Below are 26018 nucleotides of genomic sequence, written 5' to 3'. Positions count from 1 at the left end.
AGTGAATTGTTACATCGATGCGGGCAACAGCCGGATCAAGGCGCATCTTGCCCGCCGCAGCCAAAAGACGGTCGAGCCGGTCGTCATCGACTGGCCGGCCGCCAACGAGTCCGATCCCATCGGTGCGCTGGCGACTCGCCTGGAGCCCTTGCTGGTGGATGAGAAGGGGCGCTCGCCCAAGCAGGTCGTGCTGGCCACGGTGGTCGAGCCGCGTCGGCGCGACTGGTTGGGAACCGCGATCGCCGAGGTCTGCCCGCAGGCCGAGTGTCGCTGGCTCGAGGTGCCCGGCAAGTGCTGTCACGTCCGGGTTGCCTACGAGTCGCCCGCCGATCTGGGCATCGACCGGTTCTGCGCCATGATCGAGGCCCGGGCCCGTTATCCCGACCGGCCGCTGGCGATCATCAATGCCGGCACCGCGATCACCCTGGATGTGCTCGCCGCCGACGGTCAGCACCTCGGTGGCCTGATCCTGCCGGGGTGGCGTGCCCAGCTGGAGGCCTTGCGCTCGGCCGCGCCCGCGCTGGACCCGGCGATTGACTCACTGGGGCGCGACGGTGCCCCCGCCGAGCCGGGCGATGGGGCAGCGGCCGTGCCCGAGGCGACGCGGCGGCTGGGCCTGGCGGCCGATACCGCGACGGCGATCGAGCTGGGTCGCCACTGGCTGATTGCCGCCGGTGTCAATCAGATGTTGTCGGTCTGGCAGGAGCGACTTGCCGGCGAGGAGGCGCTACTTGCCGTGATTGCCGGCGGGGATGCCGAACGGCTGGTCGACCTGATCGATCCGGCCTTCGAGCTCTGCCTTGAAGCCGACCTGGTGCTTTCCGGGGTGGTCCGGCTGGCGCGCGCCCGGCGCTAACTCTGCCGTTCGCGGCATGTCGGCTTGGCAAAGGGGTGTCCGTGTGCGTAAAATGCGCGCCCATTGCCGGCTTAGCTCAGTTGGTAGAGCAACCGCCTTGTAAGCGGTAGGTCGTGAGTTCGAGTCCCACAGCCGGCACCAGAGGCAGGACGTTCGCGAAGCACGGTTTCGCGGGCGTTGGCCGGCATCACGATGCGCGCCCTTGTCGTGATGTCCAAGCCGCGGACCGGGTGTTGACAGCCCGGTCCTTTTTGTGAAGAATGGCGCGCTTCCCGGGTGGGGTACCCAAGCGGTCAACGGGAGCAGACTGTAAATCTGCCGGCTCAGCCTTCGCAGGTTCGAATCCTGCCCCCACCACCAGACAAGACGAATCTCGCAACCGCTTGCGGGATTCAAACGGTCTGCGGGCGTAGTTCAATGGTAGAACCTCAGCCTTCCAAGCTGATGACGTGGGTTCGATTCCCATCGCCCGCTCCAGTCCTGCGATCCGGGTCGCCTGACCCGGTTCCGGAACGGACCGACGCGACCCTCCACGGGGTCGCATCTGTTGCTAGAGATTGCGTCGGCGGCACGCCGTCGACTCATATTTGCTCATGTAGCTCAGTTGGTAGAGCACGTCCTTGGTAAGGACGAGGTCACCGGTTCAAATCCGGTCATGAGCTCCACATTCCCATTTGCTTGTCCCGGTTGGCGGAGGATGCGATGTCTAAGGAAAAGTTCGAACGTAGCAAGCCGCACGTAAACGTCGGCACGATCGGTCACGTTGACCACGGCAAGACCACGCTGACCGCGGCGATCACGCACGTGATGTCCACCACCTACGGTGGCCAGGGCATGGCGTTCGACCAGATCGACAAGGCGCCGGAAGAGAAGGCGCGTGGCATCACGATCTCGACCTCGCACGTCGAGTACGAGTCCGACAAGCGTCACTACGCTCACGTCGACTGCCCGGGTCACGCCGACTACGTCAAGAACATGATCACCGGTGCCGCCCAGATGGACGGCGCGATCCTGGTGGTTTCCGCCGCGGACGGCCCGATGCCGCAGACCCGTGAGCACATCCTGCTCTCGCGTCAGGTAGGCGTTCCGTTCATCGTCGTGTTCCTGAACAAGGCCGACATGGTCGACGATCCGGAGCTGCTGGAACTGGTCGAGATGGAAGTTCGCGACCTGCTCTCCCAGTACGACTTCCCGGGCGACGACACCCCGATCATCACCGGTTCAGCCCTCAAGGCGCTGGAAGGTGACACCTCCGAAATCGGCGCGCCGGCGATCGTCAAGCTGGTCGAAGCCATGGACGACTACATCCCGGAGCCGGATCGGGCCATCGACGGTTCGTTCATCATGCCGGTCGAGGACGTATTCTCCATCTCCGGTCGCGGCACCGTGGTCACCGGTCGTGTCGAGCGCGGCATCGTCAAGGTCGGCGAAGAGATCGAGATCGTCGGTCTGAAGGACACCGTCAAGACCACCGTCACCGGTGTCGAGATGTTCCGCAAGCTGCTGGACCAGGGTCAGGCCGGCGACAACATCGGCGTGCTGCTGCGTGGCACCAAGCGTGACGACGTCGAGCGTGGTCAGGTGCTGTGTAAGCCGGGCTCGATCAAGCCGCACACCCAGTTCGAGGCCGAGGTCTACGTCCTGTCGAAGGAAGAGGGTGGTCGTCACACCCCGTTCTTCAACGGCTACCGTCCGCAGTTCTACTTCCGTACCACCGACGTGACTGGCGCTTGCGAGCTGCCGGAAGGCACCGAGATGGTCATGCCGGGTGACAACGTGGCGATGACCGTCACGCTGATCGCGCCGATCGCGATGGAAGAAGGTCTGCGCTTTGCTGTCCGCGAAGGCGGCCGCACCGTCGGCGCCGGCGTCGTTTCCAAGATCGTCGAGTAACCCGCAACGGGTTGCGTCAAGGCGCGGAGTCGGATAGACTTCGCGCTCTTTTTTCGCGGTAGGCGAAAACACTAGGGCAGTAGCTCAATTGGCAGAGCAACGGTCTCCAAAACCGTAGGTTGTGGGTTCGAGTCCCTCCTGCCCTGCCACTTCCGTGCAGGGGGTGCCCGCCGGGTCCGGTTCGCCGGCCGGCGGGTGCTGTCTTTGAAGCGTGAGTTCCTAACATGTCGGAAAAGTCCGTGCAGCCCACGTCGTCTGGCCTGGATTCAGCCAAGATCGCCGTCGCGATCCTGCTGATCATCGCCGGCATCGTGGGTTATTACCTGCTTGATGGCCAGCCGTTGTTCCTGCGCATCCTGGCCGTGGTGGCAGGGGCGGGGCTCGCGATTGCCGTGGCATACACCACGGCGGTCGGGCGGTCGATCTGGCAGTTCACCTTCGACTCGCGTCTCGAGGTCAAGAAGATGGTCTGGCCGACGCGTCAGGAAGCGACGCAGACGACCCTCGTGGTCATCCTGCTCGTCATCCTGATCGGCCTGTTCCTCTGGGGCGTCGACTCGCTGCTGGGTTGGATCGTTCGCAGCATTACCGGTTAGGAGGCTTTACATGGCGATGCGCTGGTACGTCGTCCAGGCGTTCTCACAGTACGAAAACAGCGTCAAGAAGGCGCTTGCCGAGCGCATCGAGCGCGCCGGTCTGGAGCATCTGTTCGGCGAGATCCTGGTCCCGTCCGAGGAGGTGGTCGAGATGCGCGACGGCGTCAAGCGTCGTTCCGAGCGCAAGTTCTTCCCCGGTTACGTGCTGGTCCAGGTCGACATGACCGACGAGGCGTGGCACCTGATCAAGTCGGTGCCGCGCGTCCTGGGCTTCATTGGTAACTCGGGCGGCAAGCCGACACCGATTACCGAGCGCGAGGCCGAGCAGATCCTCAACCGGGTCAAGGACTCGACCGAGAAGCCGAAGCCGAAGACGTTGTTCGACGTCGGCGAGATGGTGCGTGTCTGCGACGGCCCGTTCAACGACTTCACCGGCACGGTCGAGGAAGTCAATTACGAAAAGAGCCGCCTGCGCGTGGCGGTCAGCATTTTCGGACGTTCCACTCCGGTGGAGCTGAATTTCGACCAGGTCGAGAAGACCTGATCAGTCGACACACGGGGAGCCTGGCCTTGCGTCGGGCGCTACTACCCACTTGAGAGGTCATCATGGCTAAGAAAGTCTCCGCTTACATCAAGCTTCAGGTGCCTGCCGGTCAGGCCAACCCGTCGCCCCCCATCGGTCCTGCCCTGGGTCAGCACGGCGTCAACATCATGGGCTTCTGTAAGGAGTTCAACGCGGCGTCGGGCAACATCGAGCCGGGTCTTCCCGTTCCGGTGGTGATCACTGTCTATCAGGACAAGTCGTTCACCTTCATCATGAAGACCCCGCCGGCGGCGATCCTGCTCAAGAAGGCCCTCGGCATCAAAAGCGGTTCCGCCGAGCCGAACAAGACCAAGGTCGGCACGGTGACCCGTGACCAGCTCGAAGAAATTGCCAAGACCAAAGAGCCGGACCTGACGGCCAAGGATCTCGACGCCCGTGTGCGCACCATTGCCGGTAGCGCCCGCAGCATGGGCCTGAACGTGGAGGGTGTGTGAGATGGCCAAGTTGAGCAAGCGTCAGAAGCAGATCGCCGAAAAGATTGATCGCAACCGTCAGTACGGTGCCGAAGAGGCCTTCGCCCTGCTGAAGGAAGTCTCCGCGGTCAAGTTCAACGAGTCGGTCGATGTGGCCGTCAACCTGGGCGTCGATCCGCGTCGTTCGGACCAGATGGTTCGTGGTTCCACCGTCCTGCCGCGCGGCACGGGTCAAGACGTGCGCGTTGCCGTCTTTGCCCAGGGCGCGAACGCTGAGGCCGCGACGGCGGCCGGTGCCGACATCGTCGGCATGGATGATCTCGCCGGTGAGATCAAGCAGGGCCGCATGGACTTCGACGTCGTCATTGCCTCCCCGGACGCAATGCGCGTGGTCGGTCAGCTGGGCCAGATCCTGGGTCCGCGTGGCCTGATGCCGAACCCGAAGGTGGGCACGGTTTCCACCGACGTGGCCACGGCGGTCAAGAACGCCAAGGCCGGCCAGGTTCGCTACCGCACCGACAAGAACGGCATCATCCACTGCACCATTGGCAAGGTGGATTTCGAGCCGGCGGCGCTGATCGAGAACCTCAATGCCCTGGTCGGCGACCTGAACAAGGCCAAGCCGTCCGCGGCGAAGGGCGTATACATGAAGCGTGTATCCGTCTCCACCACGATGGGCCCGGGCCTGGTGGTGGATCAGGGTTCGCTCGCGGAATAACCGCGACGCAACCCCCGAATAGCCGGCCTCGACCTTCGTGTCGAGGCCGGTCACGTTCTTTGGACTGCCGGTATTGATGCCGGTGGCGTCAAAGACCGCAGGCGCGGGCGGGTTCGCTCTCCCGCTTAATCAAGAAAGCCTGCGCAGACGGTCAGAGTCCCGATGATTTCATGTCTGGGTGGCCGTTGAGAAGGGCGATTCGTGCACCGCACGAATCGGTTTCAAACGAAAAGGGCTTGTCCCTTTGCAACCGTAGGTAAGAGACGTGGCATTAACCTTCGATCGCAAGAAGTTGGTTGTCGCAGAAGTCGCCGAGGTTGCATCCAAGGCCTACTCGGCGGTTGGCGTCGAGTATCGAGGCTTGACGGTCTCGCAGGTCACCGAGCTTCGCGTCAAGGCGCGTGAGCAGGGTGTTTATCTGCGTGTCGTCAAGAACACCCTGGCCAAGCGCGCCCTGGAAGGCACCGAGTACGAATGCATGAGCGATGCCCTGCGTGGCCCGCTCATCCTCGCGTTCTCGATGGACGACCTGGGCTCCGCGGCGCGTCTGATGAAGGACGCGACCAAGGAGATGTCGCAGCTTGAAGTCCAGTTCGTGTCCTTGGGTGGCGAACTCCTCCCGGCTTCCGCTCTTGAACGCGTTGCCAGCCTGCCGACCCGTGAGGAAGCGCTTGCGCTGCTCATGGCGACCATGCAGGCGCCGGTTACCAAGCTGGCCCGTACCTTCAACGAGGTTCCGGGCAAGCTGGTACGCACCGTGGCAGCGATTCGCGACCAGAAAGAAGCGGCTTAACCTTTTTCATCACTTTTCAGGTACTCAATCATGGCAGTTACAAAAGACGATATCCTCGAAGCGATCTCCAACATGTCCGTCATGGAGGTCGTTGAACTGATCTCCGACATGGAAGAGAAGTTCGGCGTTAGCGCGGCAGCAGCCGTTGCCGCCGCTCCGGCAGCCGGAGGTGGCGAAGGCGCCGCTGCTGCAGAAGAGCAGACCGAATTCGACGTGGTCATGACCTCGTTCGGCTCCAACAAGGTTTCCGTCATTAAGGCGACCCGCGAGCTGACCGGCCTGGGCCTCAAGGAAGCCAAGGAACTGGTCGAAGGTGCCCCGAGCACCATCAAGGAAGGCGTCGAGAAGGAAGAGGCCGACTCCATGAAGGCCAAGCTCGAAGAGGCAGGCGCTTCCGTCGAGCTCAAGTAAACGAGTGCAAGGGTCGCTTAACCACAGCACCCAGGTACAGGCTGGTGGCCTTCGGGTCGCCGGCCTTTACGCGCTTGTTGGGCGTCCTTTCGCGATCGGATTGTCGGTCTGATCGCGAAAGGTTGCCCGGGGCGGCCGGCTGCCGCCCCACACAGGGGGAACGGATCCCCGCGCGCCACGGCGTGCATCGCCAGTCCGCTGGTGATCACACTCAGATTGTCCCGACGAGGAAAGTAGATGAGCTATTCATTCACTGAGAAGAAGCGAATCCGCAAGGACTTCGGCAAGCGTGCCGAGGTCCTGCCGGTCCCCTATCTGTTGACCACGCAGGTGAAGTCCTATGAGGGGTTCCTGCAGCAGGGTGTGGCGCAGAAGGAGCGCCGCAACATCGGGCTCCATGCGGCGCTGGGTTCGGTGTTTCCGATCGCAAGCCACTCGGGCAATGCTGAAATCGATTACGTCGATTATCACTTCGGCGAGCCGGCATTCGACGTGCGCGAATGCCAGATCCGCGGGCTGACCTACTCGGCGCCGCTGCGGGTCAAGCTGCGACTGGTGATCTACGACAAGGAAGCCCCGGCGGGTTCCAAGGTCGTCAAAGACATCCGCGAGCAGGATGTCTACATGGGCGAGATCCCGCTGCAGACCGAGAGCGGCACCTTCGTCGTCAACGGCACCGAGCGGGTCATCGTCTCCCAGCTGCACCGTTCGCCGGGCGTGTTCTTCGACCACGACAAGGGCAAGACCACCACCTCCAAGCGGATGCTCTTCTCCGCCCGGGTGATCCCGTACCGCGGTTCCTGGCTCGACTTCGAGTTCGACCAGAAGGACCTCGTCTATGTCCGCATCGACCGTCGCCGCAAGATCCCGGCGTCGATCCTGCTGCGCGCACTGGGCTACAACAACGAGGAGATGCTCGACATCTTCTTCGAGCACGACGAATTCCGCGTCGATGGCGAGGAGCTCTCGCTCACGCTGGTGCCCGAGCGTCTCAAGGGCACCGATGCCGCCTTCGATATCGAGGTCGACGGCGAGACCGTGGTCAAGACGGGCAAGCGCATCACCGCCAAGCACGTCCGTGACCTCAACAACGCCAAGATCGACAGCCTGCCGATCCCGGCCGAGTTCGTCGTCGGTCGTACGCTGGCCAAGGACGTGGTCGACACCGACAGCGGTGAAGTGATCGCCAACGCCAACGACGAGATCACCGAGGAGATGCTGGCGACCTTCCAGAAGGCCGGTATCGAGTCGTTCAAGACGCTGTACTACAACGAGGTCGATCGCGGCCCGTACATGTCGCTGACCCTGCGCAACGATCCGTCGACCACGCCGCTCGAGGCGATGGTCGAGATCTACAAGATGATGCGTCCGGGCGAGCCGCCGACCAAGGATGCCGCCGAAGGCCTGTTCCACGGTCTGTTCTTCTCCGAGGAGCGCTACGACCTGTCCGAGGTCGGCCGGATGAAGTTCAACCGCCGCCTCGAGCGCGAGGGCGATTCCGGTCCGGGCATCCTCTACGATGCCAAGTACTTCGGTCGCCTGGCCGAGGCAGGCAACGACGAGGCCAAGAAGCGGTTTGAGGAAAGCGGCGATCTGTCCGACATCCTCGACGTGCTGATGGAACTGATTGCCATCCGTAACGGCAACGGCAAGACCGACGACATCGACCACCTTGGCAACCGCCGCATCCGCTCGGTGGGCGAGATGGCCGAGAACGTCTTCCGTATCGGTCTGGTGCGGGTCGAGCGCGCCGTCAAGGAGCGCCTGACCCAGGCCGAGAGCGAGGGCCTGACCCCGCAGGACCTGATCAACGCCAAGCCGGTGGCCGCTGCGGTGAAGGAGTTCTTCGGTTCCTCGCAGCTGTCGCAGTTCATGGACCAGAACAACCCGCTGTCGGAGGTCACGCACAAGCGTCGTATCTCCGCGCTCGGGCCGGGCGGCCTGACCCGCGAGCGGGCCGGCTTCGAGGTGCGTGACGTACACACCACGCACTACGGCCGGGTCTGCCCGATCGAGACGCCGGAAGGCCCGAACATCGGCCTGATCAACTCGCTGGCCGTGTTCGCCCAGACCAACACCTACGGCTTCCTGGAGACGCCGTACCGCAAGGTGGTCGACGGCAAGGTGACCGCCGACGTCGACTGGCTGTCGGCCTACGAGGAAGAGAAGTTCACCATCGCCCAGGCGAACGCCCCGCTGGCCGAGGACGGCACGCTGACCGGTGAGCTGATCTCGGCGCGCAAGTCGGGCGAGTTCATGCTGTCCGATCCGTCCGAGATCCAGTACATGGACGTCTCGCCCAAGCAGATCGTCTCGGTGGCGGCCTCGATCATCCCGTTCCTGGAGCACGATGACGCCAACCGCGCTCTGATGGGGTCGAACATGCAGCGTCAGGCCGTGCCGACACTCAAGGCGGACAAGCCGCTGGTTGGCACCGGCATGGAGCGCGTGGTCGCGACCGACTCCGGCGCCTGTGTGGTCGCCAAGCGTGGCGGTCTGGTCGACCGTGTCGACGCCTCTCGCGTGGTGGTTCGGGTCAAGGCCGAGGAGGCCACCCAAGGCGAGGTCGGTGTGGATATCTACAACCTCACCAAGTACACCCGTTCGAACCAGAACACCTGCATCAACCAGCGTCCGCTGGTGAAGGTGGGTGACCGGATCGAGAAGGGCGACGTGCTCGCCGACGGCCCGTCGGTCGACATGGGCGAGCTGGCACTGGGTCAGAACATCTTCTGTGCCTTCATGCCCTGGAACGGTTACAACTTCGAGGATTCGATCCTCATGTCCGAGCGGGTGGTACGTGAAGACCGCTTCACCACCATCCACATCGAGGAGCTCAACTGCGTCGCCCGTGACACCAAGCTGGGCGCCGAGGAGATCACCTCGGACATCCCGAACGTGGCCGAGAACCTGCTGAACAAGCTGGACGAGGCCGGCGTGGTGCACATCGGCGCCGAGGTCAGCCCGAACGACATCCTGGTGGGCAAAGTGACGCCAAAGGGCGAAACCCAGCTCACCCCGGAGGAAAAGCTCCTGCGAGCCATCTTCGGCGAGAAGGCATCCGACGTGAAGGACACTTCACTGCGGGTGCCGCAGGGGATCGAGGGCACCGTCATCGACGTGCGTGTCTTCACCCGTGATGGCATCGAGAAGGACAGCCGGGCCCGTTCGATCGAGGAAGACGATCTCGACGCGGTGCGCAAGGATCTCAAGGATCGCATGCGCATCATCGAGGGCGATATCCAGGCCCGCGTTCGCGAGTTGTTGCTGGGCAAGGTCGCCGTCGGCGGCCCGACCGGCGTCAAGGCCGGTGGCAAGATCACCGCGGCGCAGCTGAACAAGGTCGATCCGACCAAGTGGTTCGAGATTCGCGTCGAGGACGAGGCGGCCGCCAGCGCGCTGGAGGAATACAAGGCCCAGCTCGAGCGCGAGAAGGCCGATGCCGAGGCGCGCTTCGAGGACAAGAAGCGCAAGATCCAGCAGGGCGATGACCTGCAGCCGGGCGTGTTGAAGATGGTCAAGGTCTACGTGGCCGTGAAGCGTCGCATCCAGCCGGGTGACAAGCTCGCCGGCCGTCACGGCAACAAGGGCGTCATCTCGATGATCGTGCCCGAGGAAGACATGCCGTACATGGAAGACGGCACGCCGATGGATATCTGCCTCAACCCGCTGGGTGTCCCGTCGCGGATGAACATCGGTCAGATCCTCGAGACGCACATGGGCCTGGCGGCGCGCGGTCTGGGTCACCAGATCGAGAAACGCCTCAAGCTCGAGCGCGAGAAGGCGATCAAGGAGTTGCGCGAGTTCCTCGACAAGGTCTACAACCACCGCGAGGAACCGACCGTTGATCTCGACAGCCTGACCGACGACGAGCTGATCGAGATGGCCGGCAACCTCAAGAAGGGCGTGCCGATGGCCACGCCGGTCTTCGACGGCGCGGTCGAGGACGAGGTCAAGCACATGCTCAAGCTCGGCGAGATGCCGGAGAACGGGCAGGTGCAGCTGTACGACGGCCGCAGTGGCGAGCCGTTCGAGCGACAGACCACCGTCGGTTACATGTACATCCTGAAGCTCAACCACCTGGTCGACGACAAGATGCACGCCCGGTCGACCGGGCCGTACAGCCTGGTCACCCAGCAGCCGCTGGGCGGCAAGGCGCAGTTCGGCGGCCAGCGCTTCGGCGAGATGGAGGTCTGGGCACTGGAGGCGTACGGCGCGGCCTACACGCTCCAGGAGATGCTGACCGTCAAGTCCGACGACGTCGACGGCCGCAACAAGATGTACAAGAACATCGTCGATGGCGATCACCGTATGGATGCGGGCATGCCGGAGTCCTTCAACGTGCTGTTGAAGGAGATCCGTTCGCTCGGGATCAACATCGAGCTGGAACAAGACGACGAGTGATTTCCGGGGCATGGGCCAACCGGGCAGCTGCCCGGGTCCATGGTGCCGTGTGACAGAACACGTTAGGCAGGTAGTCAATGAAAGAATTGCTTAATCTGATGAACCACGAGGTCGGCGAAGAGGACTTCGACCACATCCGTATCTCGCTGGCCTCCCCGGAGATGATCCGTTCCTGGTCGTTCGGCGAAGTGAAAAAGCCGGAGACCATCAACTACCGCACCTTCAAGCCGGAGCGCGATGGCCTTTTCTGCGCCAAGATCTTCGGCCCGGTGCGGGACTACGAGTGCCTCTGTGGCAAGTACAAGCGTCTCAAGCACCGCGGGGTCGTGTGCGAGAAGTGTGGCGTCGAAGTCACGCTCTCCAAGGTCCGCCGCGAGCGCATGGGCCACATCGAGCTGGCTTGCCCGGTCGCACACATCTGGTTCTTGAAGTCGCTGCCGAGCCGTATCGGCCTGCTGCTCGACATGACGCTGCGCGACATCGAGCGGGTGCTCTACTTCGAGGCGTTCATCGTCACCGAGCCGGGCATGACCACCCTGAACAAGGGCGATCTGCTCACCGACGAGATGTACATCGAGGCGCTCGAGCAGTTCGGCGACGAGTTCGAGGCCGGCATGGGCGCCGAGTCGATCCAGAAGCTCCTCAAGGAGATCGTGCTGGACGACGAGATCCTCAAGCTGCGCGACGAGCTCGCGGAGACCGGCTCCGAGACCAAGATCAAGCGCATCACCAAGCGCCTGAAGCTGCTCGAGTCGTTCCGCTCCTCCGGCAACCGTCCGGAGTGGCTGGTCCTGACCCAGCTGCCGGTCCTGCCGCCGGACCTGCGTCCGCTGGTACCTCTGGACGGTGGCCGGTTCGCGACCAGTGACCTCAACGATCTCTATCGCCGGGTCATCAACCGCAACAACCGCCTCAAGCGCCTGCTCGAGATCAACGCGCCGGACATCATCCTGCGCAACGAGAAGCGGATGCTGCAGGAGTCGGTCGACTCGCTGCTGGACAACGGTCGTCGCGGCCGCGCGGTCACCGGCACCAACAAGCGCCCGCTCAAGTCGCTCGCCGACATGATCAAGGGCAAGCAGGGCCGCTTCCGCCAGAACCTGCTGGGCAAGCGCGTCGACTACTCGGGCCGTTCGGTCATCGTGGTCGGCCCGACCCTGCGCCTGCACCAGTGCGGCCTGCCCAAGAAGATGGCGCTCGAGCTGTTCAAGCCGTTCATCTTCGGCAAGTTGCACCGCCGTGGTCTCGCCACCACCATCAAGGCGGCCAAGAAGCTGGTCGAGCGCGAGGGCGCCGAGGTCTGGGACGTGCTCGAGGAGGTCATCCGCGAGCACCCGGTGCTGCTGAACCGCGCGCCGACCCTGCACCGTCTGGGCATCCAGGCGTTCGAGCCGACCCTGATCGAGGGCAAGGCGATCCAGCTGCACCCGCTGGTCTGCTCGGCCTACAACGCCGACTTTGACGGTGACCAGATGGCCGTGCACGTGCCGCTGTCGCTCGAGGCGCAGTCGGAAGCGCGCGCGCTGATGATGTCCACCAACAACGTGCTGTCGCCGGCCTCCGGTGACCCGGTCATCGTGCCGTCGCAGGACATCGTGCTGGGCATCTACTACATGACGCGCTCCAAGGTGAATGCCCGCGGCGAAGACATGATCTTCGCTGACCTCGACGAGGTACAGCGCGCCTATGACAACGGCCAGGTCGAGCTGGGCGCGCTGGTGCGCGTGCGGATCACCGACTGGACCCGCGAGGAAGACGGCACGGTCGAGTCCAAGACGGCGATCGTCGAGACGACCGTCGGCCGGGCCCTGCTGTACCGGATCGTGCCGGAGGGGATTCCCTTCGCGCAGATCAACAAGGACATGGGCAAGAAGCCGATCTCGGCCCTGCTCAACTACGTCTACCGTCACCTGGGCCTGAAGGACACCGTCGTCTTCGCCGACCAGCTGATGTACACCGGCTTCCGATACGCGACCCGCTCGGGCATCTCCATCTGCTCGGACGACATGATCGTCCCGGCCTCCAAGGATGCCGAGTTGGCGGCCGCCGAGGCCGAGGTCAAGGAGATCCAGGACCAGTACGGCCAGGGTCTCGTGACCGAGAAGGAGCGTTACAACAAGGTCGTCGACATCTGGTCGCGCGCCAACGACTCCATCTCCCGCTCGATGATGGAGCAGCTGGGTGCGCATACCGTCAAGGACAAGGACGGCAACGACGTCACGCAGAACTCGTTCAACGCCATCTTCATGATGGCCGACTCCGGCGCCCGGGGTTCGGCGGCGCAGATCCGGCAGCTGGCCGGCATGCGAGGCCTGATGACCAAGCCGGACGGCTCGATCATCGAGACGCCGATCACCGCGAACTTCCGCGAGGGTCTGAACGTACTGCAGTACTTCATCTCGACCCACGGTGCCCGTAAGGGCCTCGCGGATACCGCACTGAAGACCGCCAACTCCGGTTACCTGACCCGTCGCCTGGTCGACGTGGCGCAGGACCTGGTGGTCACTTCCGACGATTGCGGCACCACCACCGACGGTCTGAAGATGACCGCCGTGATCGAGGGTGGTGACGTGGTCGAGGGTCTGGGCAACCGGATCCTGGGGCGCGTGACTGCCAAGGACCTGGTCGTGCCGGGTTCCGAGGAAGTCCTGCTGCCGGCCGGCACGCTGATCGACGAGGCCATGGTCGCGCGGATCGAGCAGTCGGGCATCGACGAGGTCTGGGTCCGCTCGGCGATCACCTGTGAAGCACGCCATGGCGTTTGTGCCAAGTGCTACGGTCGCGACCTGGCACGCGGCGAGCCGGTCAACCTCGGTGAGGCGGTCGGCGTCATGGCGGCCCAGTCCATCGGTGAGCCGGGCACCCAGCTCACCATGCGGACGTTCCACATCGGTGGTGCGGCCTCCCGTTCGGCCGCGGCCAGCTCCGTGGAGAACAAGGCCACCGGTACCGTCCGCCTGCACAACCTGCGGACGGTCAAGAACCGCGACGCCGACCTGGTGGCGGTTACCCGCTCCGGTGAGCTGGGCGTGCTCGACGAGCAGGGCCGTGAGCGCGAGCGCTACAAGGTGCCCTATGGCTCGGTCATCCGCGTCAAGGACGGCGAGAAGGTCGATGCCGGCACCACGCTGGCCAACTGGGATCCGCACACGCACCCGGTTGTCAGTGAGGTAGAAGGCTTCGCCCGCTTCTCGGATTTCGTCGATGGTCAATCGGTGAAGACCGAGACCGACGAGATCACCGGCCTGTCCTCGCAGATCATCATCGATCCGTCGCAGCGTTCCGGTACCGCCAAGGATCTGCGTCCGGCAATCGCCCTGACCGATGGTGACGGCAACCCGGTCAACCTGCCCGGCACGGAGATCCCCGCGATCTACGTGCTGCCGGCCGGCGCGATCATCGGGATCACCGATGGCGCCGAAGTCCAGGTGGGTGACGTGGTGGCCCGGATCCCGCAGGAATCGCAGAAGACCCGCGACATCACCGGCGGTCTGCCGCGTGTGGCGGATCTCTTCGAGGCCCGCAAGCCCAAGGAGCCGGCGATCCTGGCCGAGCACACCGGCACGGTCAGTTTCGGCAAGGAGACCAAGGGCAAGCAGCGCCTGGTGATCACCGACGAGAACGGCGAGCAGCACGAAGAGCTGATCCCGAAGTATCGCGTGATCAACGTCTTCGAGGGCGAGCACGTCGAGCGTGGCGAGATCATCGCCGATGGCGAGCTTGCACCGCACGACATCCTGCGTCTGCGTGGCATCGCGGATCTGGCGAACTACATCGTCAAGGAGATCCAGGACGTCTACCGCCTGCAGGGCGTTGGCATCGACGACAAGCACATCGAGGTGATCGTTCGCCAGATGCTGCGCAAGGTCGAGATCGTCGAGTCGGGCGATTCCGGTTACCTGCGTGGCGATCAGGTCGACAAGGCGCGTCTGGTCGAGGAAAACGCCGCGCTCGAGAAGGACGGCAAGTTCCCGGCGAAGTCCGAGCCGATGCTGCTCGGCATCACCAAGGCTTCCCTGGTGACCGAGTCGTTCATCTCCGCGGCGTCGTTCCAGGAGACCACCCGCGTGCTCACCGATGCCGCCACCCGTGGCGGTCGCGACGAGCTGCGTGGCCTCAAGGAGAACGTCATCGTCGGTCGTCTGATTCCGGCGGGTACGGGCCTGGCTCACCACGAAGAGCGTCGCCGTCGGCGTCACGCCGCGCTCGATCAGGCCAACGACCTGTTCGGTGCGCCGGCGGAAGCGGCCGAGGTGGAGGCGACTGCCGAGGAGAATGGCAACGAGGAGTGAGCTTGCGTTGACAGCAACGCGGCAACTGCATAGAATCACTGCCCTTTACGGCGGGCAACTGTGCCCGTCGTGCTAGTTTTTGGTCGGAGAATACGGATACATGGCTACTATCAATCAGCTAGTGCGTAAGCCGCGCAAGCGCATGGTCGAAAAGACCAGCGTGCCCGCGCTGGAGCGCTGCCCCCAGCGACGCGGTGTTTGTACGCGCGTCTACACCACCACCCCGAAGAAGCCGAACTCGGCCCTGCGGAAAGTCGCCCGTGTGCGTCTGACCTCAGGCTACGAGGTCACCGGCTACATCGGTGGTGAAGGTCACAACCTGCAGGAGCACTCGGTCGTGCTGATCCGCGGCGGTCGTGTAAAGGATCTCCCGGGTGTGCGCTATCACGTCGTCCGCGGCAGCCTCGATACCCAGGGTGTCGAGAAGCGCCGTCAGGGTCGTTCGAAGTACGGCGCCAAGCGTCCGAAGAGCTAATCAACGGTAGGATTTGAGATGCCCAGAAGAAGAGAAGTCCCCAAGCGCGAGATTCTGCCGGATCCGAAATTCGGCAATGTCACCGTCGCGAAATTCATCAACATGATCATGCTCAGCGGCAAGAAGGCCGTCGCCGAGCGTCTGTTGTACGACGCGATGGACATGATCGAGTCCAAGGGCAAGGGTCACCCGGTCGACGTGGTCGAGAAGGCGTTGGAAAACGTCGCCCCGTCCGTCGAGGTCAAATCCCGCCGAGTCGGTGGTGCGACCTACCAGGTGCCCGTCGAGGTTCGCCCGGTGCGTCGCTCGTCACTGGCCATGCGCTGGTTGATCGAAGCCGCCCGCAAGCGTGGTGAGAAGACCATGGCCCAGAAGATGGCCGGTGAGCTGTCGGACGCTGCCGAAGGTCGTGGTTCCGCTGTGAAGAAGCGTGAAGACACGCACCGCATGGCCGAGGCCAACAAGGCCTTCGCGCACTTCCGCTGGTAACCCGACGCTTTATTTAAGAGGTACTTTTCGTGTCCCGTACGACCCCGCTCGAGCGCTATCGCAATTTTGGCATCATGGCTCACATCGATGCCGGCAAAACCACGGCCACCGAGCGCATCCTGTTCTACACCGGTGTCTCCCACAAGATCGGTGAAGTACACGACGGCGCCGCCACCATGGACTGGATGGAGCAGGAACAGGAGCGCGGCATCACCATCACGTCTGCCGCGACCACTGCCTTCTGGCAGGGCATGGACCAGCAGTTCGAAAAGCACCGGCTGAACATCATCGACACCCCCGGGCACGTCGACTTCACCATCGAGGTGGAGCGTTCGCTGCGGGTGCTTGATGGGGCCGTGTTCGTGCTCTGTGCCGTCGGTGGTGTCCAGCCGCAGTCGGAGACCGTCTGGCGGCAGGCCAACAAGTACAGCGTTCCGCGTCTGGCGTTCGTCAACAAGATGGACCGTCAGGGGTCGGACTTCTACCGGGTCATGGATCAGCTCAAGAAACGCCTGGGTGCGAACCCGGTGCCGGTTGTCATCCCGATCGGCTCGGAAGACAACTTCCAGGGCGTCGTCGACCTGCTGCGCATGAAGGCGATCTACTGGAACACCGACGACATGGGCATGACCTATGACGAGCGCGAGGTTCCGGAAGAGCTGCAGGCCGATGCGGAAAAGTATCGCGAAGAGATGATCGAAGCGGCCGCCGAGTCCTCCGAGGAACTGATGGAGAAGTACCTCGAGAACGGCGAGCTGACCGACGCGGAAATCAAGCAGGGTATCCGCAAGCGGACGCTTGAGAACGAGATCATCCCGGCACTGTGCGGGACTGCGTTCAAGAACAAGGGCGTGCAGCGCTTGCTCGACGCGGTAATCGAATACCTGCCGTCGCCCACCGAGGTTCCGGACATCAAGGGCGAGCTGCCGGATGGCACCGAAGCCCGCCGGAAGACCGGTGACGACCAGCCGTTCGCCGCGCTGGCGTTCAAGATCATGACCGACCCGTTCGTCGGTTCGCTGGCCTTCTTCCGCGTCTATTCCGGCGTGGTGAATGCGGGTGACGCGATCCTGAACTCGACCAAGGGCAACCGTGAGCGGATCGGCCGGATCCTGCAGATGCACTCGAACTCGCGTGAAGAGGTCAAGTCCGTCTATGCCGGTGACATCGCGGCCGCCGTCGGTCTCAAGAACGTCACCACTGGCGAGACGCTCTGCGATCCGAGCAGCCCGATCATCCTGGAGCGCATGGAGTTCCCGGATCCGGTCATCTCGGTAGCGGTCGAGCCGAAGACCAAGAGCGACCAGGAAAAGATGTCCCAGGCGCTGGGTCGTCTGGCACAGGAAGATCCGTCGTTCCGCGTCCGCACCGACGAGGAGTCGGGCCAGACCATCATCTCCGGGATGGGTGAACTGCACCTCGAGATCCTGGTCGACCGCATGCGTCGCGAATTCAAGGTCGACGCGAACATCGGCAAGCCGCAGGTGGCCTACCGTGAAACCATCCGCAGCGCGGTCGAGCAGGAAGGCAAGTTCGTTCGCCAGTCGGGCGGTCGCGGTCAGTACGGCCACGTCAAGCTGAAGATCGAGCCGATGGAAGAAGGCGGCGGTTACGAGTTCGTCAACAAGATCGTTGGCGGCGTGGTGCCGAAGGAGTACATCCCGTCGGTCGACAAAGGCGCCTACGAGCAGATGCAGAACGGCGTCATCGCCGGCTATCCGATGGTCGATGTCCGGGTCACGCTGTACGACGGCTCCTACCACGAGGTCGACTCCAACGAGATGGCGTTCAAGGTCGCCGGCTCGATGGCATTCAAGGAAGGCGCCCAGAAGGCGTCCCCGGTACTGCTCGAGCCGATGATGAGCGTCGAGATCGAAACGCCCGAAGAGTACATGGGCGATGTCATCGGTGACGTCAATCGTCGCCGCGGCATGGTTCAGGGCATGGATGACATCCATGGCGGTGGCAAGCAGATCAAGGCCGAGGTGCCGCTGTCCGAGATGTTCGGCTACGCCACGGACCTGCGCTCCGCTACCCAGGGTCGCGCGACCTACTCGATGGAGTTCGGCCGGTACGCCGAGGCACCGAAGAGTGTGACGGAAGACGTCATCAAGGGTTCGTGATCCGCCCGCAGATTCCTGAATTATTTTCCAGTTGAGGATGTAAGACATGTCCAAAGAAAAATTTGAACGTTCCAAGCCGCACGTAAACGTCGGCACGATCGGTCACGTTGACCACGGCAAGACCACGCTGACCGCGGCGATCACGCACGTGATGTCCACCACCTACGGTGGCCAGGGCATGGCGTTCGACCAGATCGACAAGGCGCCGGAAGAGAAGGCGCGTGGCATCACGATCTCGACCTCGCACGTCGAGTACGAGTCCGACAAGCGTCACTACGCTCACGTCGACTGCCCGGGTCACGCCGACTACGTCAAGAACATGATCACCGGTGCCGCCCAGATGGACGGCGCGATCTTGGTGGTTTCCGCCGCGGACGGCCCGATGCCGCAGACCCGTGAGCACATCCTGCTCTCGCGTCAGGTAGGCGTCCCGTTCATCGTCGTGTTCCTGAACAAGGCCGACATGGTCGACGATCCGGAGCTGCTGGAGCTGGTCGAGATGGAAGTTCGCGACCTGCTGTCCCAGTACGACTTCCCGGGCGACGACACCCCGATCATCACCGGTTCGGCCCTTAAGGCGCTGGAAGGTGACACCTCCGAAATCGGCGCGCCGGCGATCGTCAAGCTGGTCGAGGCCATGGATGACTACATCCCGGAGCCGGATCGGGCCATCGACGGTTCGTTCATCATGCCGGTCGAGGACGTGTTCTCCATCTCCGGTCGCGGCACCGTGGTTACCGGTCGTGTCGAGCGCGGCATCGTCAAGGTCGGCGAAGAGATCGAGATCGTCGGTCTGAAGGACACCGTCAAGACCACCGTCACCGGTGTTGAGATGTTCCGCAAGCTGCTGGACCAGGGCCAGGCGGGCGACAACATCGGCGTACTGCTGCGTGGCACCAAGCGTGACGACGTCGAGCGTGGTCAGGTGCTGTGTAAGCCGGGCTCGATCAAGCCGCACACCCAGTTCGAGGCCGAGGTCTACGTCCTGTCGAAGGAAGAGGGTGGTCGTCACACCCCGTTCTTCAACGGCTACCGTCCGCAGTTCTACTTCCGTACCACCGACGTGACTGGCGCTTGCGAGCTGCCGGAAGGCACCGAGATGGTCATGCCGGGTGACAACGTGGCGATGACCGTCACGCTGATCGCGCCGATCGCGATGGAAGAAGGTCTGCGCTTTGCTGTCCGCGAAGGCGGCCGCACCGTCGGCGCCGGCGTCGTTTCCAAGATCATCGAGTAATTAAGTATGTCAGGACAAACGATTCGCATCCGGCTGAAGAGCTTCGATCACCGTCTGATCGACCGTTCGACCGCGGAGATCGTCGAGACCGCGCGCCGCAGTGGCGCGCGGATCAAGGGCCCGATCCCGCTGCCGACCCGCAAGGAGCGGTACACCGTACTGACCTCGCCGCACGTCAACAAAGACGCGCGTGACCAGTACGAGATCCGCACCCACAAGCGCGTACTCGACATCGTCGACCCGACCGACAAGACGGTCGACCTGTTGATGCAGCTTGACCTGGCCGCCGGTGTGGATGTTCAGATCCGTCTGAACTGATCCACCCGCACGCCAGTTGAAACGCGCCGGCCAAAAGCCTTTTGGCCCGGCGCGTTTTCTGTTATAGTGCCGCGCTCTTGTTCAGCCCGATGCGTGCTCAAACCGCGTCGGGCTGGTTTTTTCCGGCGATCCGGTCAATCGAAATCGGCGTCGAAGTGCATAAGAGGAAATAACAATGGCTTTAGGTGTTGTCGGTCGTAAGGTCGGCATGACCCGAGTATTTGACGAGTCCGGCGCTTCCACGCCGGTGACCGTCATCGAGGTCGAGCCGAACCGTGTGACTCAGAAGAAAGTTGATGATGTCGACGGGTACACCGCCCTGCAGGTAACCGTCGGCGAGCGCCGCCCGGGGCGGGTGACCAAGCCGATGGCGGGTCATTTTGCCAAGGCGTCGGTCGCTGCCGGTCGCACCGTGCGTGAGTTCCGCGTTGATGCCGACGTGCTCGGCAACTACGAGGCGGGCAACGAGATCACGGTCGAGATCTTCAACGACGTGCCGTCTGTTGATGTCACTGGTACCAGTAAGGGTAAAGGCTTCGCCGGTACGGTAAAGCGTCACAACTTCCGTACCCAGGACGCCACTCACGGTAACTCCCTGTCCCACCGTGTTCCGGGTTCCATCGGTCAGAACCAGACCCCGGGTCGCGTGTTCAAGGGCAAGAAGATGGCCGGCCACATGGGCGACGAGCGCGTCTCCGCGATGAACCTCAAGGTGGTTCGCGTTGACGTCGAGAACGGTTTGCTGCTGGTCAAGGGTGCCGTTCCGGGCGCCACCGGTGGCGACGTACTCGTTCGTCCGTCGGTCAAGATCAAAGCGTGAGGTCGTCAGGTATGGATATCCAAGTCAAGAACGGTTCCGCGCTGAATGTCTCCGAGCAGGTCTTCGGCCGGGAATACAACGAAGCGCTGGTCCACCAGGCAGTCATCGCCTACTTGGCCGGTGGCCGGGCCGGTACGAAGCGTCAACTGAGCCGGGCCGAAGTCTCCGGCGGCAACACCAAGCCGTGGCGTCAAAAAGGCACGGGCCGCGCCCGTGCCGGCACCACCCGGGGGCCGATCTGGCGTACCGGTGGTGTCACCTTCGCCGCCCGTCCGCGTGACTTCTCGCAGAAGATGAACCGCAAGGCGTACCGCGCCGCGATGCGTTCGATCTTTTCCGAGCTGCTGCGCCAGGAACGTCTGGTCGTGGTCGAGTCGCTCACCGTCGATGCGCCCAAGACCAAGCAGGTCATCAAGGCGCTCAACGATCTCGGCGTCGAGAAAGGCAAACGCCTGATCGTCACCGAGGCGATGGACGAGGCGTTGCTGCTGGGTTCCCGCAACGTGGTCGAGCTGGGTTACCGCACGGCCGGCACGCTGGACCCGGTTAGCCTGGTGGACGCCGACAAGGTCGTCATCACCCAGGGTGCGCTGAAGATGGTTGAGGAGTGGCTGTCATGAATTCGGAAAAGCTTTACGACGTGCTGCGCGCCCCGGTGGTCACCGAAAAGACTGCCCGCGCCGGCGAGTTCAACCAGTACGTGTTCCAGGTGGCGACCTCCGCCTCCAAGCCGCAGATCAAGGCGGCTGTCGAGCAGGTGTTCGAGGTCAATGTCGAGGCCGTACAGGTGGTGAATCAGCGTGGCAAGACCCGCCGATTCCGCGGCATGCCGGGGCGGCGTGCCGACACCAAGAAGGCCTACGTCACCCTCGCCGAAGGTCAGACCATCGATTTCGGCGCGGCCGGCTAAACAGTAGGGGATTCAACTCATGGCTTTGAAAGTTGCAAAACCGACTTCTCCGGGTCGCCGTGGCGTCGTCGAGGTAGATCGTTCCAAGCTCTACAAGGGCAAGGGCTACGCGCCGCTGCTCGAGAAGAAGCACGGCTCGGGCGGGCGTAACAACGCCGGCCGGATCACCACGCGTCACATCGGCGGTGGTCACAAGCAGCACTACCGCAAGATCGACTTCAAGCGCATCAAGGACGGTGTTCCCGCCCAAGTTGAGCGCATCGAGCACGATCCGAACCGTTCGGCGCACATCGCGCTGCTGAAGTACGCCGACGGCGAGCGTCGCTACATCATCGCGCCGCGTGGCGTCGAGGTGGGTCAGGCGATCGTGTCTGGCGTTGACGCCCCGATTCGTCCGGGCAACGCGCTGCCGCTGTACTCGATCCCGGTTGGTACCACCATCCATGCGGTCGAGCTCAAGCCGGGCAAGGGCGCCCAACTGGCGCGCAGTGCCGGTGGTGCCGTCCAACTCGTCGCTCGGGACGGTTCCTACGCCACCATTCGCCTGCGTTCGGGCGAGATGCGCAAGGTGCTTTCCGAGTGCCGCGCCACGGTGGGCGAGGTGTCCAACCAGGAGCACAGCCTTCGCCAGCTCGGCAAGGCCGGCGCCAAGCGCTGGCGCGGTGTCCGTCCGACCGTCCGTGGTGTCGTGATGAACCCGGTCGATCACCCGCACGGCGGTGGTGAAGGTCGGACCTCCGGCGGTCGTCATCCGGTTACGCCCTGGGGCGTGCCGACCAAGGGTTACAAGACGCGTACGAACAAGCGTACTGATAAGTACATCGTTCGTCGTCGTAACAAAAAATAGAGCAATAAGAGGGCTTTAAGGTGCCACGTTCACTCAAGAAAGGTCCCTTCGTGGACCACCACCTGATGAAAAAAGTGGAAGAGGCCGCGGCCGCTAACAGCCGCCGGCCCATAAAGACCTGGTCGCGCCGCTCGATGATCCTTCCCGACATGATCGGGTTGACCATCGCGGTGCACAACGGTCGTCAGCACATTCCGGTGCTGATCAACGAGAACATGGTTGGCCAGAAACTCGGCGAGTACGCACCGACGCGTACCTACCGAGGCCATGCCGCCGACAAGAAAGCCAAGCGTTAAGGAGGCTCCGTGATGCAAGCAGTAGCACTACACCGGTTTGCCCGGATCTCCCCGCAAAAGGCTCGTTTGGTGGCTGACCAGGTGCGTGGCGTCAACGTCGCCAATGCCCTGGAATCCCTCCAGTTCTCGACCAAGAAGGGTGCCGCGATCATTCGCAAGGTCGTCGAGTCGGCGATCGCGAATGCCGAGAACAACGAAGGTGCGGACGTCGACCGTCTTTGCATCTCCGAGATCATGGTTGACGAAGGCCCGACCCTGAAGCGGTTCCGTGCGGCGGCAAAAGGCCGCGGTGTGCGGATCCTCAAGCGGACCAGCCACATCAAAGTCGTCGTCAGCGAGCGCTAAGGAGCAGTCATGGGTCACAAAGTACATCCGGTAGGCTTCCGGCTTGGGATCTCCTCCGACTGGAGCTCTCGCTGGTATGCCGACAACAAGCATTTTTCCGACTACCTCGAGCAGGACGTTCGTACGCGCAAGTACATTCGTCAGCGTCTGAAGGACGCCTCCGTCTCGCGTGTGCAGATCGAACGTCCGGCCCGTTCGGCCGCCGTTACGATCCACACCGCGCGTCCGGGCATCGTTATTGGTCGCAAGGGCGAAGACATCGAGCGTCTGCGCACCGAGATCGCGCCGATGCTGGGCCTGGATCGCAGCGCGGTGAAGGTTTCCGTCGAGGAGATCCGCAAGCCCGAGCTGGACGCGCAGCTGGTTGCCGAGTCGATCGCTCAGCAGCTCGAGCGTCGCGTCATGTTCCGTCGCGCCATGAAGCGTGCGGTACAGACCACCATGCGCCTCGGCGCCGGTGGCGTGAAGGTCAACGTGGCGGGCCGCCTGGGCGGCGCCGAAATCGCACGTACCGAGTGGTACCGCGAAGGCCGCGTGCCGCTGCACACGCTCCGTGCGGATATCGATTACGGCATGGCAGAGGCCCAGACCACCTACGGCATCATCGGTGTCAAGGTCTGGATTTTCAAAGGCGAGGTGTTCGGTGTGCCGGGCAGCGACGACGGCAAGTCGGCCGCCTGATCAACGAATTGAAGTGGAGCTTTGAAAAATGCTGCTGCCAAAACGTACAAAATTCCGCAAGCAGTTCAAGGGCAAGAATCGCGGCGTTGCCAATAACGGCAACAAGGTGAGCTTCGGCGAATTCGGCCTGAAGACCCTTGAGCGCGGAAATATTACTTCCCGTCAGATCGAGGCTGGCCGCCGCGCCATCTCTCGTCACGTGAAGCGGGGCGGTAAGATCTGGATCCGGATCTTCCCGGACACCCCGATTACCCAGAAGCCCCTGGAAGTCCGTATGGGTAAGGGCAAGGGCAGCGTCGAGCACTGGGTTGCCAAGGTGCAGCCGGGCAAGATGCTGTACGAAATCGAGGGGGTCAGCGAGGACGTGGCGCGCGAAGCTTTCGAACGCGCTTCCGCCAAGCTGCCCGTGAAGACCACGTTCGTAACACGGTTGGTGATGTGATGAAGGCAACAGAATTGCGTGAGAAATCCGTCGACGAGCTGCGCGAAGAGCTGTTGGCCGTCAAGCGCGAGCAATTCAACCTGCGCATGCAGCATGCCACGGGCCAGGAGGCGAAGACCCACCTGGCGCTGGAAGCGCGTCGCAATGTTGCTCGTATCAAGACCGTGATTGCGGAAAAGGAGCGTGCCTGAGATGACGACGGTATCCGAAGAAAAGAATGTCCGCACCCGTGAAGGGGTGGTTGTCAGCGACAAGGGCGACAAGTCCATTACGGTCGCGGTCGAGCGTCGCGTGCAGCATCCGCTGTACGGCAAGTACATGACGCGCACCAGCAAGCTGCGGGTGCATGACGAAGAGAACACCTGTCGCCAGGGCGACCGCGTCGAAGTTCGCGAGACGCGTCCGATCTCCAAGAACAAGACCTGGACCCTGGTCCGCGTTGTCGAACGCTCGGCTGAGTAAGGAGTTTCGTCATGATTCAGATGCAAACCGTGCTGAATTCGGCAGATAACAGCGGCGCGCGCAAGGTCCAGTGCATCAAGGTGCTGGGCGGCTCGCATCGTCGTTATGCCGAGATCGGCGACGTAATCAAGGTGTCCGTGAAGGACGCGATCCCGCGTGGCCGCGTCAAGAAGGGCGAGGTCTACAACGCGGTGGTTGTTCGCACGGCCAAGGGCGTGCGTCGTCCGGACGGGTCGCTGATCCGTTTTGACGGCAACGCGGCGGTTCTTCTGAACGCCCAGCTGCAGCCGATCGGTACCCGGATCTTTGGCCCGGTCACCCGCGAGTTGCGTGGCGAGAAGTTCATGAAGATCGTCTCGCTCGCGCCAGAAGTGATTTAAGAGGGGGTCGAGATGCGCAAGATTCGCCAAGGCGACGACGTGGTCGTCGTCACCGGTAAAGACAATGGTCGTCGCGGCACCGTGCTGCGGGTCGTTGAAGATGGGGCCCGCGTGGTCGTGGAAGGGGTCAACATGGTGAAGAAGCACCAGAAGCCCAATCCGATGATCGGACGGACCGGCGGCATCATCGAAATGGAGAAGCCCATTGATATCTCCAACGTGATGCTGTTTAATCCGGCCTCCGAAAAAGGCGACCGGGTCGGCTTCAAGACGCTTGAAGACGGTCGAAAGGTTCGTTATTTCAAATCCAACGGCGAAGTCGTTGACGCTTAACAGGAAACAGAGAAATGGCTCGACTTCAGGAATACTACTCCAAGACGTTGCGTGGCGAGCTCGCCAAGAAGCTCGAACTCGACAACGTAATGGCCGTTCCGAAGCTGACCAAGATTACGTTGAACATGGGCCTGGGTGATTCCGCTCGTGACAAGAAAGTAATCGATAACGCAGTGGAAGAACTCGGCCTGATCACCGGTCAACAGCCGGTGGTGACGTATGCGCGCAAGTCCATCGCGGGCTTCAAGCTCCGTGAAGGCATGCCGCTGGGTGTCAAGGTCACCCTCAGGGGACGTACCATGTACGAATTCCTCGATCGGTTGATCCATGTGGCGAGCCCCCGTATCCGTGACTTCCGCGGCCTGTCGCCGAAGTCGTTCGACGGTCGAGGCAACTACAGCCTCGGGGTTCGCGAACAGATCATCTTCCCGGAAATCGACTTCGACAAGGTCGACCAAGTCCGGGGTATGGATATCACGATCACAACGACCGCGAAGGACAACGACCAAGCCCGGGCCCTGCTCGATGGCTTCGGTTTCCCCTTCCGTCGTTAACAGAGACGAAACGAGACTATGGCTAAGAAAAGCATGATTGCTCGCGAGGTCAAGCGTCAGAAGCTTGCTCGCCAGTATGCCGACAAGCGCGCCAAGCTGCGCGCGATCGTCGCCGACCCCGAAGTGGAGTTCGACGAGAAGATGGCGGCCTCCGCCGCGCTGGCCAAGCTGCCGCGCGATTCTTCTTACACCCGCCAGGTGCGCCGCTGTGCGCTGACCGGTCGTCCCAAGGGCGTCTACCGGAAATTTGGTATGGGCCGCAACAAGCTACGTCAACTGGCCATGTCCGGGGAAATCCCGGGCCTGCGCAAGTCGAGCTGGTAAGG

Annotated in this window: 29 protein-coding genes and 5 tRNA genes; all 34 read left to right on the top strand. The window is 62.9% G+C overall.

Going from position 1 to position 26018, the window contains the following annotated elements; all coding sequences use genetic code 11:
- The first annotated feature begins 1 nt into the window (after position 1).
- The 34 genes from SR882_RS10775 (at position 2) to rpsN (ending at position 26016) form a co-directional block, all read left to right on the top strand.
- On the top strand, positions 2 to 856 hold the full coding sequence (locus SR882_RS10775; RefSeq protein WP_322521228.1) for a type III pantothenate kinase: 855 nt from the start codon (positions 2 to 4) through the stop codon (positions 854 to 856).
- A 65-nt stretch (positions 857 to 921) separates the two neighbouring features.
- Positions 922 to 997: transfer RNA gene (locus SR882_RS10770), tRNA-Thr, on the top strand.
- A gap of 134 nt (positions 998 to 1131) precedes the next feature.
- Positions 1132 to 1216, top strand: a tRNA-Tyr gene (locus SR882_RS10765).
- Between the two features lie 43 nt (positions 1217 to 1259).
- Positions 1260 to 1333, top strand: a tRNA-Gly gene (locus SR882_RS10760).
- A 112-nt stretch (positions 1334 to 1445) separates the two neighbouring features.
- Positions 1446 to 1521 (top strand) — tRNA-Thr (locus SR882_RS10755).
- A gap of 37 nt (positions 1522 to 1558) precedes the next feature.
- Complete coding sequence (tuf, locus tag SR882_RS10750; RefSeq protein ID WP_322521227.1) at positions 1559 to 2749, top strand: elongation factor Tu; 1191 nt, start codon at positions 1559 to 1561, stop codon at positions 2747 to 2749.
- A gap of 73 nt (positions 2750 to 2822) precedes the next feature.
- A tRNA-Trp gene (locus tag SR882_RS10745) sits at positions 2823 to 2898 on the top strand.
- 75 nt (positions 2899 to 2973) lie between these two features.
- Entirely contained in the window at positions 2974 to 3345 is a 372-nt protein-coding gene (secE, locus tag SR882_RS10740) for a preprotein translocase subunit SecE (protein WP_322521226.1), read from the top strand.
- 10 nt (positions 3346 to 3355) lie between these two features.
- A complete protein-coding gene (gene nusG / locus SR882_RS10735) occupies positions 3356 to 3889 on the top strand; it encodes a transcription termination/antitermination protein NusG (protein ID WP_125199261.1) in 534 nt (177 codons plus the stop codon).
- A gap of 62 nt (positions 3890 to 3951) precedes the next feature.
- Positions 3952 to 4383 carry a 50S ribosomal protein L11 gene (gene rplK / locus SR882_RS10730; protein WP_322521225.1) on the top strand — a complete coding sequence of 144 codons (432 nt, stop codon included), beginning with the start codon at positions 3952 to 3954 and terminating at the stop codon, positions 4381 to 4383.
- Between the two features lies 1 nt (position 4384).
- Positions 4385 to 5080: a 50S ribosomal protein L1 gene (rplA, locus tag SR882_RS10725; protein ID WP_322521224.1), complete on the top strand. Its 696-nt coding sequence runs from the start codon at positions 4385 to 4387 to the stop codon at positions 5078 to 5080.
- 265 nt (positions 5081 to 5345) lie between these two features.
- Positions 5346 to 5873 carry a 50S ribosomal protein L10 gene (gene rplJ / locus SR882_RS10720; protein ID WP_322521223.1) on the top strand — a complete coding sequence of 176 codons (528 nt, stop codon included), beginning with the start codon at positions 5346 to 5348 and terminating at the stop codon, positions 5871 to 5873.
- Between the two features lie 30 nt (positions 5874 to 5903).
- Positions 5904 to 6284 carry a 50S ribosomal protein L7/L12 gene (rplL, locus tag SR882_RS10715; protein ID WP_322521222.1) on the top strand — a complete coding sequence of 127 codons (381 nt, stop codon included), beginning with the start codon at positions 5904 to 5906 and terminating at the stop codon, positions 6282 to 6284.
- 237 nt (positions 6285 to 6521) lie between these two features.
- A complete protein-coding gene (gene rpoB / locus SR882_RS10710; protein ID WP_322521221.1) occupies positions 6522 to 10688 on the top strand; it encodes a DNA-directed RNA polymerase subunit beta in 4167 nt (1388 codons plus the stop codon).
- Positions 10689 to 10765: 77 nt separating this feature from the next.
- Positions 10766 to 14980 (top strand): DNA-directed RNA polymerase subunit beta', encoded by a 4215-nt coding sequence (rpoC, locus tag SR882_RS10705; protein WP_322521220.1) that lies wholly within the window; start codon positions 10766 to 10768, stop codon positions 14978 to 14980.
- A 100-nt stretch (positions 14981 to 15080) separates the two neighbouring features.
- Positions 15081 to 15455: a 30S ribosomal protein S12 gene (rpsL, locus tag SR882_RS10700; protein ID WP_125199268.1), complete on the top strand. Its 375-nt coding sequence runs from the start codon at positions 15081 to 15083 to the stop codon at positions 15453 to 15455.
- A gap of 18 nt (positions 15456 to 15473) precedes the next feature.
- Entirely contained in the window at positions 15474 to 15944 is a 471-nt protein-coding gene (gene rpsG, locus SR882_RS10695) for a 30S ribosomal protein S7 (protein WP_136867910.1), read from the top strand.
- A 29-nt stretch (positions 15945 to 15973) separates the two neighbouring features.
- Complete coding sequence (fusA, locus tag SR882_RS10690; protein ID WP_322521219.1) at positions 15974 to 18067, top strand: elongation factor G; 2094 nt, start codon at positions 15974 to 15976, stop codon at positions 18065 to 18067.
- A gap of 46 nt (positions 18068 to 18113) precedes the next feature.
- Complete coding sequence (tuf, locus tag SR882_RS10685) at positions 18114 to 19304, top strand: elongation factor Tu (protein WP_322521218.1); 1191 nt, start codon at positions 18114 to 18116, stop codon at positions 19302 to 19304.
- Between the two features lie 6 nt (positions 19305 to 19310).
- Complete coding sequence (rpsJ, locus tag SR882_RS10680) at positions 19311 to 19622, top strand: 30S ribosomal protein S10 (protein ID WP_125199271.1); 312 nt, start codon at positions 19311 to 19313, stop codon at positions 19620 to 19622.
- Positions 19623 to 19797: 175 nt separating this feature from the next.
- Positions 19798 to 20442 (top strand): 50S ribosomal protein L3, encoded by a 645-nt coding sequence (gene rplC, locus SR882_RS10675; protein ID WP_322521217.1) that lies wholly within the window; start codon positions 19798 to 19800, stop codon positions 20440 to 20442.
- An 11-nt stretch (positions 20443 to 20453) separates the two neighbouring features.
- Positions 20454 to 21062, top strand: a complete 609-nt coding sequence (rplD, locus tag SR882_RS10670; protein WP_322521216.1) for a 50S ribosomal protein L4 — start codon at positions 20454 to 20456, stop codon at positions 21060 to 21062.
- Positions 21059 to 21352 carry a 50S ribosomal protein L23 gene (locus tag SR882_RS10665; protein WP_322521215.1) on the top strand — a complete coding sequence of 98 codons (294 nt, stop codon included), beginning with the start codon at positions 21059 to 21061 and terminating at the stop codon, positions 21350 to 21352. Before rplD ends, SR882_RS10665 begins: the two co-directional genes overlap by 4 nt.
- Before the next feature lie 19 nt (positions 21353 to 21371).
- Positions 21372 to 22199: a 50S ribosomal protein L2 gene (gene rplB / locus SR882_RS10660; RefSeq protein WP_322521214.1), complete on the top strand. Its 828-nt coding sequence runs from the start codon at positions 21372 to 21374 to the stop codon at positions 22197 to 22199.
- A 20-nt stretch (positions 22200 to 22219) separates the two neighbouring features.
- Entirely contained in the window at positions 22220 to 22495 is a 276-nt protein-coding gene (rpsS, locus tag SR882_RS10655; RefSeq protein WP_322521213.1) for a 30S ribosomal protein S19, read from the top strand.
- 12 nt (positions 22496 to 22507) lie between these two features.
- The gene (rplV, locus tag SR882_RS10650) at positions 22508 to 22840 is read left to right on the top strand and encodes a 50S ribosomal protein L22 (RefSeq protein WP_125199277.1); all 333 of its coding nucleotides are present in this window, start codon (positions 22508 to 22510) and stop codon (positions 22838 to 22840) included.
- A 9-nt stretch (positions 22841 to 22849) separates the two neighbouring features.
- Positions 22850 to 23521, top strand: a complete 672-nt coding sequence (rpsC, locus tag SR882_RS10645) for a 30S ribosomal protein S3 (RefSeq protein WP_322521212.1) — start codon at positions 22850 to 22852, stop codon at positions 23519 to 23521.
- A 28-nt stretch (positions 23522 to 23549) separates the two neighbouring features.
- The gene (gene rplP / locus SR882_RS10640) at positions 23550 to 23963 is read left to right on the top strand and encodes a 50S ribosomal protein L16 (protein WP_125199279.1); all 414 of its coding nucleotides are present in this window, start codon (positions 23550 to 23552) and stop codon (positions 23961 to 23963) included.
- Positions 23963 to 24154 (top strand): 50S ribosomal protein L29, encoded by a 192-nt coding sequence (gene rpmC, locus SR882_RS10635; protein WP_125199280.1) that lies wholly within the window; start codon positions 23963 to 23965, stop codon positions 24152 to 24154. Before rplP ends, rpmC begins: the two co-directional genes overlap by 1 nt.
- A 1-nt stretch (position 24155) precedes the next feature.
- On the top strand, positions 24156 to 24425 hold the full coding sequence (gene rpsQ / locus SR882_RS10630; protein WP_125199281.1) for a 30S ribosomal protein S17: 270 nt from the start codon (positions 24156 to 24158) through the stop codon (positions 24423 to 24425).
- A gap of 11 nt (positions 24426 to 24436) precedes the next feature.
- Positions 24437 to 24805 carry a 50S ribosomal protein L14 gene (gene rplN, locus SR882_RS10625; RefSeq protein WP_058574709.1) on the top strand — a complete coding sequence of 123 codons (369 nt, stop codon included), beginning with the start codon at positions 24437 to 24439 and terminating at the stop codon, positions 24803 to 24805.
- Positions 24806 to 24817: 12 nt separating this feature from the next.
- Positions 24818 to 25138, top strand: coding sequence for a 50S ribosomal protein L24 (rplX, locus tag SR882_RS10620; RefSeq protein WP_125199282.1), 321 nt, complete (start codon positions 24818 to 24820; stop codon positions 25136 to 25138).
- Between the two features lie 14 nt (positions 25139 to 25152).
- Complete coding sequence (gene rplE, locus SR882_RS10615) at positions 25153 to 25692, top strand: 50S ribosomal protein L5 (protein WP_322521211.1); 540 nt, start codon at positions 25153 to 25155, stop codon at positions 25690 to 25692.
- Positions 25693 to 25710: 18 nt separating this feature from the next.
- A complete protein-coding gene (gene rpsN, locus SR882_RS10610) occupies positions 25711 to 26016 on the top strand; it encodes a 30S ribosomal protein S14 (protein WP_125199284.1) in 306 nt (101 codons plus the stop codon).
- Positions 26017 to 26018: the final 2 nt, after the last annotated feature.

This window comes from Guyparkeria halophila (assembly GCF_034479635.1).
Lineage (GTDB): Bacteria > Pseudomonadota > Gammaproteobacteria > Halothiobacillales > Halothiobacillaceae > Guyparkeria > Guyparkeria halophila.
This window is presented reverse-complemented; position numbering and strand designations above follow the sequence as displayed.

What these genes read in the sequence shown, in the direction of transcription:
- rpsN (WP_125199284.1), top strand. Translation starts at nt 25,711, where the DNA reads ATGGCTAAGAAAAGCATGATTGCTCGCGAGGTCAAGCGTCAGAAGCTT.
- nusG (WP_125199261.1), top strand. Translation starts at nt 3,356, where the DNA reads ATGGCGATGCGCTGGTACGTCGTCCAGGCGTTCTCACAGTACGAAAAC.
- rplA (WP_322521224.1), top strand. Translation starts at nt 4,385, where the DNA reads ATGGCCAAGTTGAGCAAGCGTCAGAAGCAGATCGCCGAAAAGATTGAT.
- rpoB (WP_322521221.1), top strand. Translation starts at nt 6,522, where the DNA reads ATGAGCTATTCATTCACTGAGAAGAAGCGAATCCGCAAGGACTTCGGC.
- rplV (WP_125199277.1), top strand. Translation starts at nt 22,508, where the DNA reads ATGCAAGCAGTAGCACTACACCGGTTTGCCCGGATCTCCCCGCAAAAG.
- rplD (WP_322521216.1), top strand. Translation starts at nt 20,454, where the DNA reads ATGGATATCCAAGTCAAGAACGGTTCCGCGCTGAATGTCTCCGAGCAG.
- rpsL (WP_125199268.1), top strand. Translation starts at nt 15,081, where the DNA reads ATGGCTACTATCAATCAGCTAGTGCGTAAGCCGCGCAAGCGCATGGTC.
- rplE (WP_322521211.1), top strand. Translation starts at nt 25,153, where the DNA reads ATGGCTCGACTTCAGGAATACTACTCCAAGACGTTGCGTGGCGAGCTC.
- rplC (WP_322521217.1), top strand. Translation starts at nt 19,798, where the DNA reads ATGGCTTTAGGTGTTGTCGGTCGTAAGGTCGGCATGACCCGAGTATTT.
- SR882_RS10665 (WP_322521215.1), top strand. Translation starts at nt 21,059, where the DNA reads ATGAATTCGGAAAAGCTTTACGACGTGCTGCGCGCCCCGGTGGTCACC.
- rplN (WP_058574709.1), top strand. Translation starts at nt 24,437, where the DNA reads ATGATTCAGATGCAAACCGTGCTGAATTCGGCAGATAACAGCGGCGCG.
- rpsC (WP_322521212.1), top strand. Translation starts at nt 22,850, where the DNA reads ATGGGTCACAAAGTACATCCGGTAGGCTTCCGGCTTGGGATCTCCTCC.
- secE (WP_322521226.1), top strand. Translation starts at nt 2,974, where the DNA reads ATGTCGGAAAAGTCCGTGCAGCCCACGTCGTCTGGCCTGGATTCAGCC.
- rpsQ (WP_125199281.1), top strand. Translation starts at nt 24,156, where the DNA reads ATGACGACGGTATCCGAAGAAAAGAATGTCCGCACCCGTGAAGGGGTG.
- rplK (WP_322521225.1), top strand. Translation starts at nt 3,952, where the DNA reads ATGGCTAAGAAAGTCTCCGCTTACATCAAGCTTCAGGTGCCTGCCGGT.
- rpmC (WP_125199280.1), top strand. Translation starts at nt 23,963, where the DNA reads ATGAAGGCAACAGAATTGCGTGAGAAATCCGTCGACGAGCTGCGCGAA.
- rplP (WP_125199279.1), top strand. Translation starts at nt 23,550, where the DNA reads ATGCTGCTGCCAAAACGTACAAAATTCCGCAAGCAGTTCAAGGGCAAG.
- rpsG (WP_136867910.1), top strand. Translation starts at nt 15,474, where the DNA reads ATGCCCAGAAGAAGAGAAGTCCCCAAGCGCGAGATTCTGCCGGATCCG.
- rplB (WP_322521214.1), top strand. Translation starts at nt 21,372, where the DNA reads ATGGCTTTGAAAGTTGCAAAACCGACTTCTCCGGGTCGCCGTGGCGTC.
- rplL (WP_322521222.1), top strand. Translation starts at nt 5,904, where the DNA reads ATGGCAGTTACAAAAGACGATATCCTCGAAGCGATCTCCAACATGTCC.
- tuf (WP_322521227.1), top strand. Translation starts at nt 1,559, where the DNA reads ATGTCTAAGGAAAAGTTCGAACGTAGCAAGCCGCACGTAAACGTCGGC.
- tuf (WP_322521218.1), top strand. Translation starts at nt 18,114, where the DNA reads ATGTCCAAAGAAAAATTTGAACGTTCCAAGCCGCACGTAAACGTCGGC.
- rpoC (WP_322521220.1), top strand. Translation starts at nt 10,766, where the DNA reads ATGAAAGAATTGCTTAATCTGATGAACCACGAGGTCGGCGAAGAGGAC.
- rpsJ (WP_125199271.1), top strand. Translation starts at nt 19,311, where the DNA reads ATGTCAGGACAAACGATTCGCATCCGGCTGAAGAGCTTCGATCACCGT.
- rplX (WP_125199282.1), top strand. Translation starts at nt 24,818, where the DNA reads ATGCGCAAGATTCGCCAAGGCGACGACGTGGTCGTCGTCACCGGTAAA.